Source organism: Streptomyces cacaoi, from assembly GCF_006539165.1.
GTDB classification, from domain to species: Bacteria; Actinomycetota; Actinomycetes; order Streptomycetales; family Streptomycetaceae; genus Streptomyces; species Streptomyces cacaoi.
In genome coordinates this window covers 47,997-64,815 of the sequence record NZ_BJMM01000014.1, presented here as the reverse complement: position 1 = coordinate 64,815, position 16,819 = coordinate 47,997, and the positions used below count along the sequence as shown (strand labels likewise).

The window sequence follows — 16,819 nt, the reverse complement described above, 5'->3', positions numbered from 1 at the left end:
CGCGACGGCATGCGGCGACCAGGCGGGAGGCGGCCCGGCCGAGTACCCGGCAGGGCCACGTGCAGGGGCCCCGGGGCGGCGTGGCCGTGGCCGGGCAGGGCCGCGAAGAGGGGGGCCGCGAAGAGGGGGCCGCGAGAGGGTGTGGCCGGGGGCGGGCCGGGCCGCCGGCGGGTCATTTGTCGTGGCCGGCCTGGAGGCGGGCGACATAGGCGGCGGCCTGGGAGCGGCGCTCCATACCGAGCTTGGCCAGCAGCCCGGAGACATAGTTCTTGATCGTCTTCTCGGCGAGATGGAGCTGCTCGCCGATGGCCCGGTTGGTGAGGCCCTCGCCGATCAGATCGAGGATCCTGCGCTCCTGCTCGGTGAGGGCGGCGAGCCGGTCGTCCTGCTGCGGCCGGCTGCCGTCGCCGCGCAGCCGTTCGAGTACCCGGCGGGTGGCGACGGGGTCGAGCAGCGATTTCCCGGCGGCGACCTCCCGTACGGCGGCGAGGAGTTCGGGGCCGCGGATCTCCTTGAGGGCGTAGCCGGAGGCCCCGGCCATGATCGATTCGAAGAGCGCCTCGTCGTCGGAGTACGAGGTGAGCATCAGGCAGTGGATGTGCTCGTCGTGGGAGCGGATCTCGCGGCAGACCTCGACGCCGCTGCCGTCGGGGAGCCGGACGTCGAGGACGGCGACATCGGGCCGGGTGGCCGTGATGCGGCAGACCGCCTCGGCCGCTGTGCTGGCCTCGCCGACCACCTCGATGTCGGGTTCGGCGGTCAGCATGTCGTGCACGCCCCTGCGGACCACCTCGTGGTCGTCCACCAGAAATACTCGGATACGTCCGTTTTCGGGCACTCTCTCAGTCTCACATAATGATCCGCTCTTCACTCTTCCCGGGTTCCGGTACCCCGGGTTAACGTGCGGGTGTCCGCGGCTCGCGAGGCCGTGACCAGTGATGTCCCTGATCTCGACGCTCTGTTCGGCCCTCCGGGTTCTTACTTGGATATCCGAGCAAAGTTGCAGGTCAGGGGCGCCTCGTGCGTCTATGGAGTTACTGGCCATGGCCGGGGGCGCCCCCGACGGAGGTCGGGACGCACGGGCCGCGACCGGGACAGCTTGAGTCACCACCCGGTACGGCCGCGACGCTCCCACCCCGTGCGCCGCACGGACCGGGCGAGCCTCCCCCCGCCGCTGGGCGGGGGAGCCCCAGGTCACCGGCAATCCCGGGGGCCGGACATACGGAGGAGCACACGTGACCGTGGAGAGGACTGCCGCGCAGAGCACGTCGCGCCGCAGCGGCACCGGAGGACAGGGCGCAACCCCGTCGACGACCACACGGACGGCACCGACGGCCCCGGCGACGGAGCCGGCACAGGCGGAGGCGCAGCAGACGCCCCGCAAGGGTCCGAGGGTCGCGGGCTCCGCGGCCGGCGGTACGCGGGCGGCGGCGAAGCAGACAGCACCGGCGAAGGGCGGCAGGACGGCAGGCTCCGGGGCCGCCGCCGCGGGCAAGGAATCCTCCGGTACGGCGTCCGGGCGGGCATCCGCCAAGACCACCGCTAAGACGTCCGGCAAGACATCCGCCAAGACCTCGGCGAAGGCGTCGGGCACGAGCGGCGGCAAGGCCACCGCCAAGGCGACGTCCGGCAAGGCGGCAGGCACCAAGTCCGCCGCCGAGACCGCGGGGACGAAGGCCGCCGGCAAGGGCACGGCGAAGGCCGCCGAGAACTCCAAGGGCGCCAAGGGCACCAAGAGCACCAAGAGCGGTGACAGCGGCAAGAAGGCCACGGGTTCCGCGAGTGCCAAGAAGGCCGCGAGCAGTCGTAACGGCGCGGGTGCGGCCGGGAAGGGCAAGGGTGCCGCTGTGAAGGCGGCTGCCGGGCGGAAGCCGGCGGGGGCCGGCACGGAGGCCGACGAGGGCCCCGAGCTGGTGCAGCTGCTCACGCCCGAGGGCGAGCGGGTCACTCATCCGGATTATGCGATCGATCCGACGCCGGAGGAGCTGCGCGGTCTGTACCGCGACATGGTGCTCACCCGCCGGTTCGACGCCGAGGCGACGGCCCTCCAGCGCCAGGGCGAGCTGGGCCTGTGGGCCTCGCTGCTGGGGCAGGAAGCGGCGCAGATCGGCTCGGGCCGGGCGCTGCGCGCCGACGACTACGTCTTCCCCACCTACCGCGAGCACGGTGTGGCCTGGTGCCGGGACATCGATCCGACGATGCTGCTGGGCATGTTCCGCGGGGTGAACAACGGCGGCTGGGATCCGAACGCCAACAACTTCCACCTCTACACGATCGTCATCGGCTCCCAGGCGCTGCACGCGACGGGGTACGCGATGGGCGTCTCCATGGACGGCGCGGACTCCGCGGTCGTCGCCTACTTCGGCGACGGCGCGTCCAGCCAGGGCGATGTGGCCGAGGCGTTCACGTTCGCCGCCGTCTACAACGCGCCGGTGATCTTCTTCTGCCAGAACAACCAGTGGGCGATCTCCGAGCCGGCCGAGCGCCAGTCCCGGGTGCCGATCTACCAGCGTGCGCAGGGCTACGGCTTCCCGGGCGTACGGGTGGACGGCAACGACGTGCTGGCCTGTCTCGCGGTGACGCGGGCCGCCGCCGAGCGGGCCCGTACGGGGCAGGGCCCGATGCTCATCGAGGCGTACACCTACCGCATGGGCGCGCACACCACCTCGGACGATCCGACGCGCTACCGCTCCGACGACGAGCGCGCCTCCTGGGAGGCCAAGGACCCGATCACGCGGCTGCGCAGCTGTCTGGAGCGGGAGGGCGCGGCGGACGACGCGTTCTTCGCCGACATCGACGCGGAGAGCGAACAGATGGGCAAGCACGTACGCGAGGCCATCCGCACCATGCCCGACCCCGACACCATGGCGATCTTCGAGAACGTCTACGCCGACGGGCACGCGCTCGTCGACGAGGAGCGCGCGCAGTTCTCCGCGTATCTCGCGTCCTTCGCCGACGCCAAGGAGGCCCGCTGATGGCTACCGCTGCCGCATCCCCCGCTCCGTCCCCGGCGGCGAACGGTCTCGGGCAGACGCCGCAGACGCCGCAGAAGATGCCCGTGGCGAAGGCGATCAACTCCTCGCTGCGCACGGCGATGGAGAACGATCCGAAGGTGCTCGTCATGGGCGAGGACGTCGGCAAGCTCGGCGGCGTCTTCCGGATCACCGACGGGCTCCAGAAGGACTTCGGCGAGCAGCGGGTGATCGACACGCCGCTGGCCGAGTCCGGGATCGTGGGCACGGCGATCGGCCTCGCGCTGCGCGGCTACCGCCCGGTCGTCGAGATCCAGTTCGACGGGTTCGTCTTCCCCGCCTACGACCAGATCGTCACCCAGCTCGCCAAGATGCACGCGCGGGCGCTGGGCAAGATCAAGCTGCCGATCGTCATCCGGATCCCGTACGCGGGCGGCATCGGCGCCGTCGAGCACCACAGCGAGTCCCCGGAGGCGCTGTTCGCGCACGTGGCCGGGCTCAAGTGCGTCTCGCCGTCGAACGCCGCCGACGCCTACTGGATGATGCAGCAGGCGATCGAGAGCAACGACCCGGTCATCTTCTTCGAGCCCAAGCGCCGCTACTGGGACAAGGGGGAGGTCGACCCGTCGGCCATTCCCGCCCCGCTGCACAGCGCCCGGGTGGCCCGCGAGGGCACCTCGGCGACGCTGCTCGCCTACGGGCCGATGGTGAAGGTCTGCCTGGAGGCCGCCGCCGCGGCCGAGGAGGAGGGCCACGACCTGGAGGTCGTCGACCTGCGGTCGATCTCGCCGATCGACTTCGACACGGTGCAGCGCTCGGTGGAGAAGACCGGCCGGCTCGTCGTCGTGCACGAGGCGCCCGTCTTCCTGGGCACCGGCTCGGAGATCGCCGCCCGCATCACGGAGCGGTGCTTCTACCACCTGGAGGCCCCCGTCCTGCGGGTCGGCGGCTTCCACTCGCCGTACCCCCCGGCCCGCCTGGAGGAGGACTACCTCCCCGACCTGGACCGTGTGCTCGATGCCGTCGACCGCGCGCTGGCGTACTGAGGAGAGCCGTGACGATGACCGAGAGCGTCCGGAGCGCCGAGCGCATCCGCGAGTTCAAGATGCCCGACGTGGGCGAGGGGCTCACCGAGGCCGAGATCCTCAAGTGGTACGTACAGCCCGGTGACACCGTCAGCGACGGGCAGGTCGTGTGCGAGGTGGAGACGGCGAAGGCCGCCGTCGAGCTGCCCATTCCCTTCGACGGCGCGGTCCACGAACTGCGCTTCGCGGAGGGCACGACGGTGGATGTCGGCACCCCGATCATCACCGTCGACACCGCGCCCTCGGCCGGTGCTCCGCCCGCGCCCGAGGCGCCCGCCGAGCAGCCGGCGACCGCCGAACCGGCCGGGGAGGCCGCGGAAGGGGCCGAGGGCGGGGAGCCGCAGGGCCGACAGCCGGTGCTGGTCGGCTACGGCGTCTCCGCCGGTTCCACCCGGCGCCGGCCGCGCAAGCGTCCGGAGGAGCAGCAGGCCCCGGAGAGCGCAGGGGGCGCAGCGGACACGGGGAGCGCCGGGGCTCCCGCCGCGGCGCGGGAGCGGGAGCCGGCCGTGTCCGCTCCCTCTGCCGCACCCGCCGGCCCTGCTGCCGGGCCCGCCGCCGTCGCTGCCAACGGGCACGCCGGTGGCCCGGCCCCGGCGGGCGGTGCGACGGGTGCCGGGGAGCGTCCGCTGGCCAAGCCGCCGGTGCGCAAGCTGGCCAAGGACCTCGGGGTGGACCTGACCGCCGTCGCGCCCAGCGGGCCCGACGGGATCGTGACCCGCGAGGACGTGCACGCGGCCGCGGCGCGGCAGCAGTCGGCCGCCGAGCCCGCGCCCGCCCCCGCTCCCGCGCCCGCACCGCAGGCGCCCGAGCCGGCGCCGGCGCGCGAGCGCGAGACGCGGATCCCGGTCAAGGGCGTCCGCAAGGCGACGGCGCAGGCCATGGTGGACAGCGCGTTCACCGCGCCGCACGTCACCGAGTTCGTCACCGTCGATGTGACGCGCACGATGAAGCTCGTCCGCGACCTCAAGCAGGACCCGGACATGGAGGGCGTGCGGATCAATCCGCTGCTGCTCGTGGCCAAGGCGTTCCTGCTGGCCATCCGGCGGAACCCGGAGGTCAACGCGGCCTGGGACGAGGAGCGGCAGGAGATCGTCCGCAAGCACTATGTGAACCTCGGCATCGCGGCGGCCACCCCGCGCGGCCTGGTCGTGCCGAACATCAAGGACGCCCAGGATCTGACGCTGACCGAACTGGCCTCCGCGCTGGGCGAGTTGGTCGCGACGGCGCGGGAGGGGCGGACCAGCCCGGCGGCGATGAGCGGTGGCACGGTCACCATCACGAATGTCGGGGTGTTCGGTGTCGACACCGGGACGCCGATCCTCAACCCCGGCGAGTCCGCGATCCTCGCCTTCGGGCAGATCCGTGAGCAGCCGTGGGTGCACAAGGGCAAGATCAAGCCGCGACATGTGACCACGCTGGCGCTCTCCTTCGACCACCGGCTGGTCGACGGCGAGTTGGGCTCGAAGGTGCTCGCCGACGTGGCCGCCGTCCTGGAACGGCCCAAGCGGCTGATGACCTGGGGCTGACGGCCTCGGCTGACGTCCCGGTGCTGGCGTTCCGGGGCTGATGTCCGGTGCTGAGGTCCCGGTGCTGATGTTCCGGGGCTGATGCCGGGCCTCGGCGCGCGTTTTCGGAAGGCGCCGTCCGTATCGTGGACGGCGCCTTCGTGTGCATGTGTGTTGTATCTATGATGTGCACATGTCTCCAGCCGCCCCCGCCCGACAACAGCCCCCGGCCGCCGAACGCGTCTACACCCACGTCAAGCAGGCCGTGCTCGAACGCCGTTACGAGGGCGGCATGTTGCTCACCGAGGGCGCGCTCGCCGAGGCCGTCGGGGTCTCGCGCACACCGGTACGCGAGGGCCTGCTGCGGCTGGAGGTCGAGGGGCTGATCCGGCTCTACCCGAAGAAGGGCGCGCTCGTCCTCCCGGTCTCCGCGCAGGAGATCGAGGACGTCGTCGAGACCCGGCTGCTCGTCGAACAGCACGCCGTGCGCCGGGCGGTGCCCGTCTCCGGCTCCCTCGTCGCGCGGCTGGAGCAGCTGCTGGAGGAGCAGCACGCGCACGCGGCGACGGGCGATCTGGCCGCGGTCTCGGTCGCCGACCGCAGCTTCCACGCGGCCATCGTCGAGGCCACCGGCAACCAGATCCTCACCCGGCTCTACGACCAACTGCGCGATCGCCAGCTGAGGATGGGCGTCGCCGTGATGCACGCGCACCCCGACCGCATCGCCAAGAACCTCGACGAGCACGCCGGCATCCTGACCGCCCTGCGCGCGGGCGACGCGGAGGCCGCGGCCCGCGCCGTCCACCGGCACGTCGCCCGCGTCCGCCATCTGGTGCGCGGCGAGGACGCCCGCGGTCGGCAGCCCGGCCCCTGGCCCGGTGAACCACCGGCCGACGACGGCGGCAGCCCCGGCAGCCCCGAGAGCGCTGCCGGCGCTGCCGGTGTGCGTGCCGATGCCCGTGCCGAGGTGTCCACCGGTGGGAACCCGAGCGGTGAGGCCCGGTGAGCTCCTCCGCTTCGGCCCCCGGTATACGACTGCCCGGAGACCCGCCCGGTGGCGCCCGGGCCATGTGGGTCTGGGGCATCGGTGTCGCCGTCTACTTCGTCGCCGTCACCTACCGCACCAGCCTCGGCGTCGCGGGAATCGACGCCACCGAACGCTTCGGCATCAACGCCTCCGCGCTCTCCAGCTTCTCCATCCTCCAACTGCTCGTCTACGCGGGCATGCAGATCCCCGTCGGGCTGCTCGTGGACCGCTGGGGCACCAAGCGCATCCTGCTGCTCGGCGTCCTGCTGTTCACCGCGGGGCAGTTCGGCTTCGCGTTCTCCGGCAGCTACGCCATGGCCCTCGCCTCGCGTGCCCTGCTCGGCTGCGGCGACGCCATGACCTTCATCGCCGTACTGCGCCTGGGCACCCGCTGGTTCCCGGCGCGGCGCGGTCCCGTCGTCGCGCAGATCGCCGCGCTCATCGGCATGGCGGGCAACCTCGTGACCACCCTGGTGCTCGCCCGCATCCTCGACACGTTCGGCTGGACACCGACGTTCGCGGGCAGCGCGGCCGGCGGGCTCGTCATCCTGCTGTTCGTCGTCTTCTTCCTGAAGGACCACCCGGAGGGGCACGAGCCGCCCGCGCACCAGCACGGTGCGCAGGGCGGTGCGGGCTTCATCCGGCGGCAGATCACCGAGGCGTGGCGGGAGCCCGGCACCCGCGCCGGCATGTGGACGCACTTCGTGTGCCAGTTCCCCGGCATGGTCTTCCTGTTGCTGTGGGGGCTGCCGTTCCTCGTCGAGGCGCAGGGGCTCGACCGCGGCACGGCGGGTGAACTGCTCACCCTCGTCGTCGTGTCCAACATGGTGTGCGGGCTGGTCTACGGGCAGGTCATCGCGCGGCACCACGCGGCGCGCACTCCGCTCGTCGTCGGTACGGTCGTGGCGACCGCCGCCGTGTGGGCCACGACCCTCGCCTGGCCGGGGCGCGCCCCGATGGCGCTGCTGATCGTGCTGTGCGTGGTGCTCGGCGCCTGCGGGCCCGGCTCGATGATCGGCTTCGACTTCTCCCGGCCCGCCAATACGCCCGAGCGGCAGGGCACGGCCTCCGGCATCGTGAACATGGGCGGCTTCACCGCCTCCATGACGACGCTCTTCGCCATCGGTGTGCTGCTGGACGCGACCGGCGACAACTACCGCATCGCCTTCGCCAGCGTCTTCGTCCTCCAGGCCGTCGGCCTCGTCCAGTTCGCCCGGCTGCGGGCCCGTGCCGTGCGCCGCGAGCAGGAGAGGACCGTCGCCAGCCGCGTCGAGGCGGTGCACGTGCCGGTGTGACCCGGCGGGACGGCGAGGGAACCCCGACGGAACCCCGGCGGAGGGCCGAACGGTACGCCGGGGAGGGGCCGATGGGACCCGGCGGGCCCGGCGGGTCCCGCAGGGCCCGCCGGGGCGCCCGGGAACGCCGGCGGCCGACCGGGCGGCCCGCCGGTCAGGGCGTCACGGCGAAGTGGCGGAGGATGGCGTCGGCCAATTCGGTGTCGCCGTCCGTCTTGACCCGGTCGGCGACCGCGTCGTGCCGGACCCGGCCGCAGGCCAGCCGCAGATAGGTCTCCCAGTCCAGGGAGAGCGTCACCGCCGGGCCCAGCGAGGGGCTCTCGTCCACCGCGCCCTTGCCCTGCTTGTCGACGCGGACGGTGCGCATGAACTCCACAGGGCCGCTCACATCGAAGGCCACCGCGCTCTCAGGCGGCGCGCCCGCGTCCTTCGCGACGACCTTCGGCAGCCCGTCCAGCAGCACGTCCCGGGCGACATGGGCACCGGGGGAGTCCAGATTGCCCGGCTTGTCGAGCGCGCGGCGCAGGTCCTGCTCGTGCACCCACACATCGAAGGCCCGCAGCATCAACTGCCGCTCCAGCGTGATCTTCTTCGGGCCGAACGGCAGCAGGCTGGGGACCTCGTCCTGCGGGCCCTTCTTCTCGTTCCGCAGCTGCCGGGAGCGGCGGATGAGGGTGTACTCCAGTTCGCTGGTCATCTCCGGGCCGGTGTGGTGGCGGCGCACATCGACCTGGATCTCCATGTGGCGGCTGATCTCGTCGCGCACGTGGTAGATGTCGCGCGGCAGGGAGTGGATCGGGCGTGGATCGCCGAGCAGTTCGCACTCCATACCGATGAGGTGGGAGACCACGTCCCGAACCGACCAGCCCGGGCACTCGGTCGCCCGGTTCCACTCTCCTTCCGAAAGCGGAGTGACCAGCTCGGATATGGCTTCCATGGACTGGGTCCAGGCGTCAACGTACGGCTGAAGACTAGGGTGGTCGGTCGTCACGGGACCCCTCGGAATTGCGGATCGTTCGCGGGCTGGGTGCTCTCAAGTTACGCTGCGCACGGGCGCCCCGGCAGTCCTTTCGGGGGCAGTGCTTCCGGGACGATGCTAGGCCCCGACCGCCCCCGGCAGACCAAGGACGGTGGTACCGTGCGCGCTTCTCTCCTCCAGATCGAGGTCGACCCGGACGAGTCGGTCAATTCCCGCCGGGAGCGCGTCGCTTCGCTCGTCCGTTCCCAAGCGGGCGCCGATCTCGTGGTGTTGCCCGAACTGTGGACCGTCGGCGCCTTCGCCTTCGACCGGTTCGCGGCCGAGGCGGAATCCACCGATCCGGAGCACGGCGCGACGGCGCTGGCGATGTCCGCGGCCGCCCGGGACGCCGGGGTGTGGCTGCACGCGGGCTCGATCGTCGAGAAGGGCCACCGGGGCGGCGCCCTCTACAACACCTCGCTGGTCTTCTCCCCCGCCGGTGAACCGGTCGCCGCCTACCGCAAGATCCACCGCTTCGGCTTCGACCGCGGCGAGGCCACGCTGCTCTCGGCCGGCACCGAGCCCGTCACCGTCGCCCACCCCCAGGCCACCCTCGGCCTCGCCACCTGCTACGACCTGCGCTTCCCCGAGCTGTTCCGGGCGCTGACCGACAGCGGGGCGCGCGCGTTCGTCGTGCCCGCCGGGTGGCCGGAGAAGCGGGCCGCGCACTGGGATCTGCTGGCCCGCGCCCGCGCCGTGGAGAACCAGACGTTCGTGCTGGCCTGCGGCACGGCGGGGGCGCACGCGGGCGTCGCGCAGGCGGGCCGCACCGCCGTGATCGACCCGTGGGGCGAGGTCCTCGCACAGACGGACGGCAACGAGGAGACGGTCGTCACGGCCGAGCTGGACCTCGCCCAGGTCGAGAAGGTCCGCGAGTCCTTCCCCGTGCTGAAGGACCGCGTGCTGAAGGACGGCGTGCTGAAGGACGGTGTGTTGAAGGACGGCGTGCGATAGGACCGTGTGCCGTAGCGGGCGCCCGGCGCGGTGGAGCCCGCGGCGGCGGCCCGTGCGGTGCCCTGGCCCCGTCCGGGCCGCCGGCCCGGATGAGAGCCTGGAGGTATGAACAAGCGTGCGCGCGTCCGTGCCCCCGAGCTGGTCGGTGAGGGTGGCTGGCTGAACACCGGCGGTGAGCGGCTCTCCCTCGGGGAGCTGCGCGGCAAGGTCGTCGTCCTGGACTTCTGGACCTTCTGCTGCATCAACTGCCTCCATGTGATCGACGAGTTGCGGGAGCTGGAGGAGCGGCACCACGACACGACCGTCGTGATCGGGGTGCACTCGCCGAAGTTCGTGCACGAGGCCGAGCACGGGGCCGTGGTCGACGCCGTCGAGCGGTACGGCGTCGCGCACCCGGTGCTGGACGACCCCCGGCTGGAGACGTGGAAGCAGTACGCGGTGCGGGCCTGGCCGACGCTCGTGGTGATCGACCCGGAGGGGTACGTCGTCGCCCAGCACGCCGGTGAGGGCCATGTGCACGCGATGGAGAAGCTGATCACCGAGCTGGAGGCCGAGCACGAGGCGAAGGGCACGCTGCGCCGTGGCGAGAGCCCGTGGGAGCCGCCGGAGCCGACGGCGACCGATCTGCGCTTCCCCGGCAAGGTGCTCGCGCTGCCCGAGGGCGGCTATCTCGTCTCCGACACCACCCGGCACCAGCTCGTGCAGCTCGCCGCCGACGGCGAGACCGCCGTGCGCCGTATCGGCTCCGGGGAGCGCGGGCTGGTCGACGGCGCGCCGGAGCAGGCGCGGTTCAGCGAGCCGCAGGGCCTCCTGCTGCTGCCGGACGACGAAGGCGGCGCCGGCAGCGTGGTGCTCGTCGCCGACACCGTCAACCACGCGCTGCGCCGCCTGGACCTGGCCACCGGCGAGGTGACGACGGTGGCGGGCACCGGCGCGCAGTGGATGCAGGGCGGCCCGACGGACGGGCCCGCACGCGAGATCGCGCTCTCCTCCCCGTGGGACCTCGCGTGGTTCGACGGGCGGGTGTGGATCGCGATGGCCGGCGTCCACCAGCTGTGGACGTACGACCCGCGCGAGGGCACCGTGCGGGTGGCCGCCGGGACGACGAACGAGGGCCTGGTGGACGGGCCGGCGGCCGAGGCGTGGTTCGCGCAGCCCTCGGGCCTTGCGGCAGCGCCCGACGGCGAACGGCTGTGGGTCGCGGACTCCGAGACGAGCGCGCTGCGCTGCATCGAGCGCGCCCCGGAAGGCGGCCATGCCGTCCGCACGGTCGTGGGCACCGGGCTGTTCGACTTCGGCCACCGGGACGGGGCGGCGGAACAGGCGCTGCTCCAGCACCCGCTGGGCGTGGCGGCCCTGCCGGACGGCTCGGTCGTGGTCTGCGACACCTACAACCACGCGCTGCGCCGCTACGACCCGGCGACCGACGAGATCGGCACGGCGGCGACGGATCTGCGCGAACCCTCCGGTGCCGTCCCGGCGCCGGAGGGCGGCGGCGAGGTCGTGGTGGTCGAGTCGGCCCGGCACCGGCTGACCCGGCTGCGGCTCCCGGAGCGGGCCGCACAGGTGGAGGCCGCTGCGCACCGCACCCGCCGCGAGGCGACCGAGGTGGCGCCGGGCGCGCTGACGCTCGACGTCGTCTTCCAGGCGCCGCCCGGCCAGAAGCTCGACACCCGCTACGGCCCCTCGACCCGGCTGGTGGTCAGCGCGACACCGCCCGGGCTGCTGGCGGACGGCGCCGGAGCCGGGACGGACCTGCGGCGCGAGGTGCGGCTGGCGGGGGAGGCGGGCACCGAGGGCGTGCTGCACGTCTCCGCCATGGCCGCCTCCTGCGACGAGGAGGGCGAGTACCCGGCCTGCCATGTGCACCAGCAGGACTGGGGCGTACCGGTCCGGCTCGCCGCCGGGGCCCCCGCCCGGCTGCCGCTGGTCCTCGCCGGGCTGGACGAGGAGTCGGCGCAGGGCTGACCGGCGGCCGGAGCGCAGCAGCCCGTCCGGGTCGCAGCGGCCGGCGAGGGCACGCCGCCGGGCCCGGGTGTCCGGGGGGTGGGCGCCGCGCGGGGTGTCCGGGTCCTGCGGCCCGTGGAGGAAGTCGGGGCTGCGGCCGAGGGCGTGCCCGGACGCCGGGGCGAGGAGGCGTCGTGCGGCGCGCGGATCCCGTCGGCGCCGGGCCCGTCCGGCGGGGAGGCCACCGACAGCAGGTACCCGGCGTCCCGGCGGCCGACCGCGTCGGGCGTCCGGACGCCCGGGCGAAGGCGCCGCCGAGGTGGCGCACTCCGAGGACGCACAGGGCGGCGGCGGGCCCGGCCGCCCGCGGCACGGTCGTCAGGACGTCCGGCCCGGACCCCTCGTCGTCCAGCAGCAGATGCGTGCCGCGGCAGGAGTGCGGGGTCTCGCGCTCACGCGGTGCCCGTCCCGCGTCCGGCGGTGCCCGGACTCCAGTGCGGATCGCGGCCGAGCCAGGCCGCCAGCCGCTCGTGGACCCCGGCGTCCGCCGGCACCGGGCGGGCCTCGTCGAACGGGATGTGCGCGCGGGACCCGGCCGGAACGGCCCGCTCGGCCGTGGCCAGGGCGAGGGCGGCCGGCTCCGGGTCGAGGCCGGGGTCCCGGCCGAGGGCGCGGGCCAGGTCCCAGCCGTGGACGACGGTCTCCATGACACAGCCGGACAGCGCGATCCGGCCGGGCACCGTGCCCCAGGGCGCCGTCACGACCGCCTCCAGCCGTGCGTCGTCCCGCCAGGCGGCGAGCAGCCGCTCCCGGGCCCGGCGGTAGGTGTCCGGCCAGTCGCCCGCGGGCAGTCCGGCCGCCCACTCCGGCACCCCGGGGCCGACGACCGAGCCGCCCTCGCCGAGGTTCGCGAACCGGTCGGCCACACCGGTCACATGGCCCAGCAGCGCGCGGACGTCGAACTCCGCGCAGGGGGTGGGGGCGTCGAGCTGCCCGGGGCGCAGGCCGTCGAGCAGCTCGGCCAGCTGCTCGGTGGCGCGCGCCAGCGCGGGGCGGGGATCGGGCGTCTGCGGTGCGGCGTTCATGGGTGCTCCACTCCTTCGACCGCTCTTCGGCGGTCCTCGGGCGGCCGGTCTCCTCCGTGCGGACCCGGCGACGACCTGGAGTCTCCCCGGCTAATGTGACAACCGCCGTCATATTTGCTGCCGAGCCCGAGGGAGCCGCACCGGGTGAAGTCCGACCGGCTGCTGTCGATCCTGCTGATCCTCCAGACCCGCCACCGGGTTCCGGCCGACGAGCTGGCGGCCCGGCTGGAGGTGTCCCGGCGCACGATCTACCGCGACATCGAGGCGCTCTCCACCGCCGGCGTGCCCGTGTACGCCGAGCGCGGCCGGGCCGGCGGCATCAGCCTGCTGCCCGGGTACCGCACGGATGTCACGGGGCTGACCGCCGACGAGGCACGTGCGCTGTTCGTCCTCGCGGCGCAGGGCGCACACGAGGCGCTCGGCCTGGGCGGAGCGCTCGGTACGGCCCTGCGCAAGGTGATGGCGGCGCTCCCGGCCCCGCACCGCCCGGCCGCCGAGCTGACCAGCCGGCGCATCCTGATCGACCCGGACCGCTGGCTGGCCGGGCCCCGCGCCGCCGACGGGCAGGGGCCGCTGGACGTGCTGCACACCGCGGTCTTCACCGACCGCAGGCTGCGGATCCGCTACCGGCACGGCGGGGAGCGGCGGCAGCGCACGTACACCGTCGATCCGTACGGGCTCGTCAGCAAGGCCGGGGTCTGGTACCTCGTCGCCGACCGGCAGCGCGAGCCGGCGCTCCACCGGGTGGACCGCATCGTCTCCGCGACGCTCGTCGAGGCCCCGGTGCGCCGACGGCCCGGTCTCGAACTGGCGGACGTGTGGGAGGAGTTGCGCCGCCGGGTGGAGGACCGGCCGCGCACGGTCGAGGTCACCGTACGGGTGGAGCGCCCGGTGCTCGGTATGTTCCTGCGCCTCATGGCGGCGTCCCTGGTCGAACAGCCCTTCGCCGACGGCCCCGGGGAGGAGCGGCCGGACGGCCCCGACGGGGAGCGGCCGGACGGCCCGGACGACGGCCCGCCGGTGACGGTACGCCTCGTCTTCCCCGTGCTCCGGGCCGTCAGCCAGCTGCTCCAGTTCGGTACGGCCGTGGAGGTCGTCGAACCGGAGGAGGCGCGCACGGTGCTGGCCACGCGCGCCGCCGAGGTGGCCGCCCGGTACGGCGCACCCCGGGAACGGGCCCCCGCTCAGGCCCCGCGCGCACCCGACGCCCCGGAGACGACCGGCGCGGACTGAGCCGGAACCCCGGACGCCGCCCCGGCCCCGGACACCGCCTCCGGCCCGTGCCCGTTTCCGGCTCCGTTTCCGTGCCCGGCTGCGTTCCCGTGTCCGTGTCCGTCCCCGTGCCCTGCGGTGTCCCGCGCACGGACGAACAGCAGCACGGCGACGCCGGTGAGCAGCGCGGCGGCCCCGCAGACGACGAAGATCCGGTCGAGCCCGGCGGCGAACGCCTCGCGCACCAGGTGCATCGGCACGCCCGCCTGCGCCGCGCGCCCGCTGCCGGCCGCCTCGGCAGCGCCCGGAGCCACCCCGTGGCCGGTGAGCACCTCGTGCACCCGGGAGGCGAACAGCGTGCCCAGCACGGCGACCCCGAGCGCGTAGCCGAGCTGCCGGAAGGTGTTGACGGCCCCGCTGGCCACGCCCGCCCGGTGCGGCGGGACCGCGGCGAGGGCCGCGGCTATCAGCACGGTGAGCGCCATCCCGACGCCCACACCGATCACCACACAGCCGGGCAGCAGCGCCGTCCAGGAGGAGCCGGGCGCCACCATGGTCTGGAGCAGCACGCCCACGCCGATCACCAGGACGCCGATGCCGAGCGGGTACTGCGGACGCATCCGCTGGAGCCTGCTGCCCCAGACGGCCGCGACCAGGAAGGACACCCCGGCCATGGGCAGCATGGCGAGCCCGGCGCTCAGCGGGCTCATGCCCAGCACCGACTGGGCCCACAGGGCGCTGTAGACGAAGTGCGTGAACGCGGCGGCCTGGGCGAGCAGCGCCGTGATCATCAGCACCGCGAAGGAGCGGTTGCGCAGCAGCGACAGATCCAGCAGCGGGGCCCGGTGCCGCCGTTCGACCAGCACGAAGACGAGCGCCGCGACCCCGGCCGTCACCAGGGACGCCACCGCGCGGGTGTCCCCCCAGCCCGCGTCGCCGCCGCGCACCAGGCCATAGGTCAGTGCCCCGGCGGCCAGGGTGAACAGCACGGCGCCCAGCCAGTCGACGCGCGCCCGCGCGGAGCCCGGCGCGCGGGACTCGGAGATGGAACGGAAGGTGATCCACAGCGCGATCGCCGTGAGCGGCAGATTGACGAAGAAGATCCACCGCCAGTTCAGATACTCGGTGAGCAGCCCGCCGAGCGCGAGCCCGCACCCGGCGGCGGCACCGTTGACCGCCCCCCAGACGCCGAAGGCGATGCCCCGGTCCCGGCCGCTGTAGACGGCGGTGATCAGCGGCGCGTTGGCGGCGAAGACCCCGGCGGCGCCGATGCCCTGCACGGTGCGCGCCGCGATCAGCGTGCCCACGTCCGGGGCCAGCCCGCAGGCGAGCGAGGCCACCGCGAACAGCACCAGTCCGCCGGTGAAGACGCGCCGCCGCCCGTACAGATCGGCGACGGACCCGGCGACCAGCAGCAGCGCCGCCAGCGCCACCGCGTAGACGTCCACCACCCACTGGAGCGAGGTGAACGAGGCGTCCAGGGACGTCGCCATGCGCGGCAGCGCGGTGTTCACGATCGTCACATCGATGAGCAGCATGAAGCCGCCGAGCGACAGGCCCACGAGGGGCCACCACTTGTTTCTCGTACGCATGCCGCCAGGTTCGGTTCGCGGCGGTCAGCCACCCCAGCGGGCACCGGGGATGCGGCGGAATCCGACACCGGTTAGCGTCGTGGCGGTGAGAACCGACACCACCGCACGTGGGCGGGCCCGCCGCCCGGCGCCGCCCCCGCTGGACGATCTCGACCGGCAGATCGGCCACGCGCTCCAGCTCGACGGTCGGGCGTCCTTCGCGCACATCGCCGAGGTCCTCGGCGTCTCCGACCAGACGATCGCGCGCCGCTGGGCGAAGCTCCGCTCGACGGGCGTCATGCGGGTGCTGGGGCTGACCGAACCCGAGGTGCTCGGCGAGACGGTGTGGCTCGTACGGGTGCGGACGACGCCGGACGGTGCGCTGCCGCTCGCCGAGGCGCTCGCCCGGCGCACCGACACCTCCTGGGTCGCGCTCACGGCGGGCGGCACGGAGGTGAGCGCGGTCGCCCGGTCCGGCACCGACTGGGTCTCGGGCTCCGGCGAGGCGATGCTGATGCGGGAACTCCCCCGCACGCCACGGGTGTTGTCGGTGGACGCGCACTGCCAGCTGCACCAGTTCTTCGGCGGCGCCGAGGGGCTCATCCTCAAGTCCGGGCTGCTCTCCGCCGAACAGGTGGCCCGGCTCGCCCCGCCCGCGGCTGACCGGCCGGACGATCCCGTCGAACTGGGTGCGGAGGACCGCCGCATGCTGGAGTTGCTCGCCCGGGACGGCCGCACCCCGGTCCCCGAACTGGTCGCCGCCACCGGCTGGTCGGCCACCACGGTGCGCCGGCGCATGGCCGAACTCCGCGCCTGCGGCGCCCTGTACTACGACGTGGACTACGCGCCCTACGTCCTGGGCGTGGGGCTGCGGGCCGCCGTGTGGCTGTCCGTGCCGCCGGCCGAACTGCCCGCGGCCGGCCGCGCCGCCGCCGGCCACCCCCAGGTGGCCTTCGCCTGCGCGATGACCGGCCCGGCGAACCTCTTCCTGACGGTGCTGTGCAAGGACACCGCCGAGCTGTACCGCTATCTCACCGGCCCGCTGGCCCAGTTGCCGGCGCACGAGGTGCAGACCTCGCCCCTGGTGCGGTCGCTCAAGGGACCGGGGCCCTTTCTGCGGCAGGTGTGAGCCGGGGCCCGGGCCGGGG

Annotated in this window: 12 protein-coding genes and 1 pseudogene; 9 read left to right on the top strand and 4 right to left on the bottom strand. The window is 73.8% G+C overall.

Annotated elements, in window-relative coordinates:
• Positions 1-172 precede the first annotated feature (172 nt).
• Positions 173-838: a response regulator gene (locus SCA03_RS15840; RefSeq protein WP_141275457.1), complete on the bottom strand. Its 666-nt coding sequence runs from the start codon at positions 836-838 to the stop codon at positions 173-175.
• 1,009 nt (positions 839-1,847) lie between these two features.
• Here SCA03_RS15840 and pdhA point away from each other — a divergent pair.
• The 5 genes and pseudogenes from pdhA (at position 1,848) to SCA03_RS15815 (ending at position 7,884) form a co-directional block, all read left to right on the top strand.
• Positions 1,848-2,975 carry a pyruvate dehydrogenase (acetyl-transferring) E1 component subunit alpha gene (pdhA, locus tag SCA03_RS15835; RefSeq protein ID WP_051846051.1) on the top strand — a complete coding sequence of 376 codons (1,128 nt, stop codon included), beginning with the start codon at positions 1,848-1,850 and terminating at the stop codon, positions 2,973-2,975.
• A gap of 77 nt (positions 2,976-3,052) precedes the next feature.
• A complete protein-coding gene (locus tag SCA03_RS15830; RefSeq protein WP_030883269.1) occupies positions 3,053-4,018 on the top strand; it encodes an alpha-ketoacid dehydrogenase subunit beta in 966 nt (321 codons plus the stop codon).
• Positions 4,019-4,032: 14 nt separating this feature from the next.
• Positions 4,033-5,583 (top strand): dihydrolipoamide acetyltransferase family protein, encoded by a 1,551-nt coding sequence (locus SCA03_RS15825; protein ID WP_086816330.1) that lies wholly within the window; start codon positions 4,033-4,035, stop codon positions 5,581-5,583.
• Between the two features lie 172 nt (positions 5,584-5,755).
• Positions 5,756-6,409: pseudogene (locus tag SCA03_RS15820) on the top strand (GntR family transcriptional regulator); the annotation flags it as partial.
• Positions 6,410-6,630: 221 nt separating this feature from the next.
• Positions 6,631-7,884 (top strand): MFS transporter, encoded by a 1,254-nt coding sequence (locus SCA03_RS15815; protein WP_037849437.1) that lies wholly within the window; start codon positions 6,631-6,633, stop codon positions 7,882-7,884.
• A 154-nt stretch (positions 7,885-8,038) separates the two neighbouring features.
• Here SCA03_RS15815 and SCA03_RS15805 read toward each other — a convergent pair whose 3' ends face one another.
• Entirely contained in the window at positions 8,039-8,821 is a 783-nt protein-coding gene (locus SCA03_RS15805; protein ID WP_051846003.1) for a maleylpyruvate isomerase family mycothiol-dependent enzyme, read from the bottom strand.
• A 201-nt stretch (positions 8,822-9,022) separates the two neighbouring features.
• Between SCA03_RS15805 and SCA03_RS15800 the strand changes: the two genes are divergently transcribed.
• Complete coding sequence (locus SCA03_RS15800) at positions 9,023-9,856, top strand: carbon-nitrogen family hydrolase (RefSeq protein WP_037849439.1); 834 nt, start codon at positions 9,023-9,025, stop codon at positions 9,854-9,856.
• Positions 9,857-9,961: 105 nt separating this feature from the next.
• Entirely contained in the window at positions 9,962-11,824 is a 1,863-nt protein-coding gene (locus SCA03_RS15795) for an NHL domain-containing thioredoxin family protein (RefSeq protein WP_030883257.1), read from the top strand.
• A 431-nt stretch (positions 11,825-12,255) separates the two neighbouring features.
• Here SCA03_RS15795 and SCA03_RS15790 read toward each other — a convergent pair whose 3' ends face one another.
• Positions 12,256-12,888, bottom strand: coding sequence for a TIGR03086 family metal-binding protein (locus tag SCA03_RS15790; RefSeq protein WP_030883255.1), 633 nt, complete (start codon positions 12,886-12,888; stop codon positions 12,256-12,258).
• 144 nt (positions 12,889-13,032) lie between these two features.
• On the opposite strand from SCA03_RS15790, the gene SCA03_RS15785 reads away from it, so the two are divergent.
• Entirely contained in the window at positions 13,033-14,121 is a 1,089-nt protein-coding gene (locus tag SCA03_RS15785; protein WP_086816332.1) for a helix-turn-helix transcriptional regulator, read from the top strand.
• Here the strand turns inward: SCA03_RS15785 and SCA03_RS15780 are convergent.
• Positions 14,073-15,692 (bottom strand): DHA2 family efflux MFS transporter permease subunit, encoded by a 1,620-nt coding sequence (locus SCA03_RS15780; RefSeq protein WP_086816333.1) that lies wholly within the window; start codon positions 15,690-15,692, stop codon positions 14,073-14,075. The genes SCA03_RS15785 and SCA03_RS15780 overlap by 49 nt on opposite strands.
• Before the next feature lie 85 nt (positions 15,693-15,777).
• Here SCA03_RS15780 and SCA03_RS15775 point away from each other — a divergent pair, with 85 nt between their 5' ends.
• Positions 15,778-16,800: an Lrp/AsnC family transcriptional regulator gene (locus tag SCA03_RS15775; RefSeq protein ID WP_230988734.1), complete on the top strand. Its 1,023-nt coding sequence runs from the start codon at positions 15,778-15,780 to the stop codon at positions 16,798-16,800.
• Positions 16,801-16,819 lie beyond the last annotated feature (19 nt).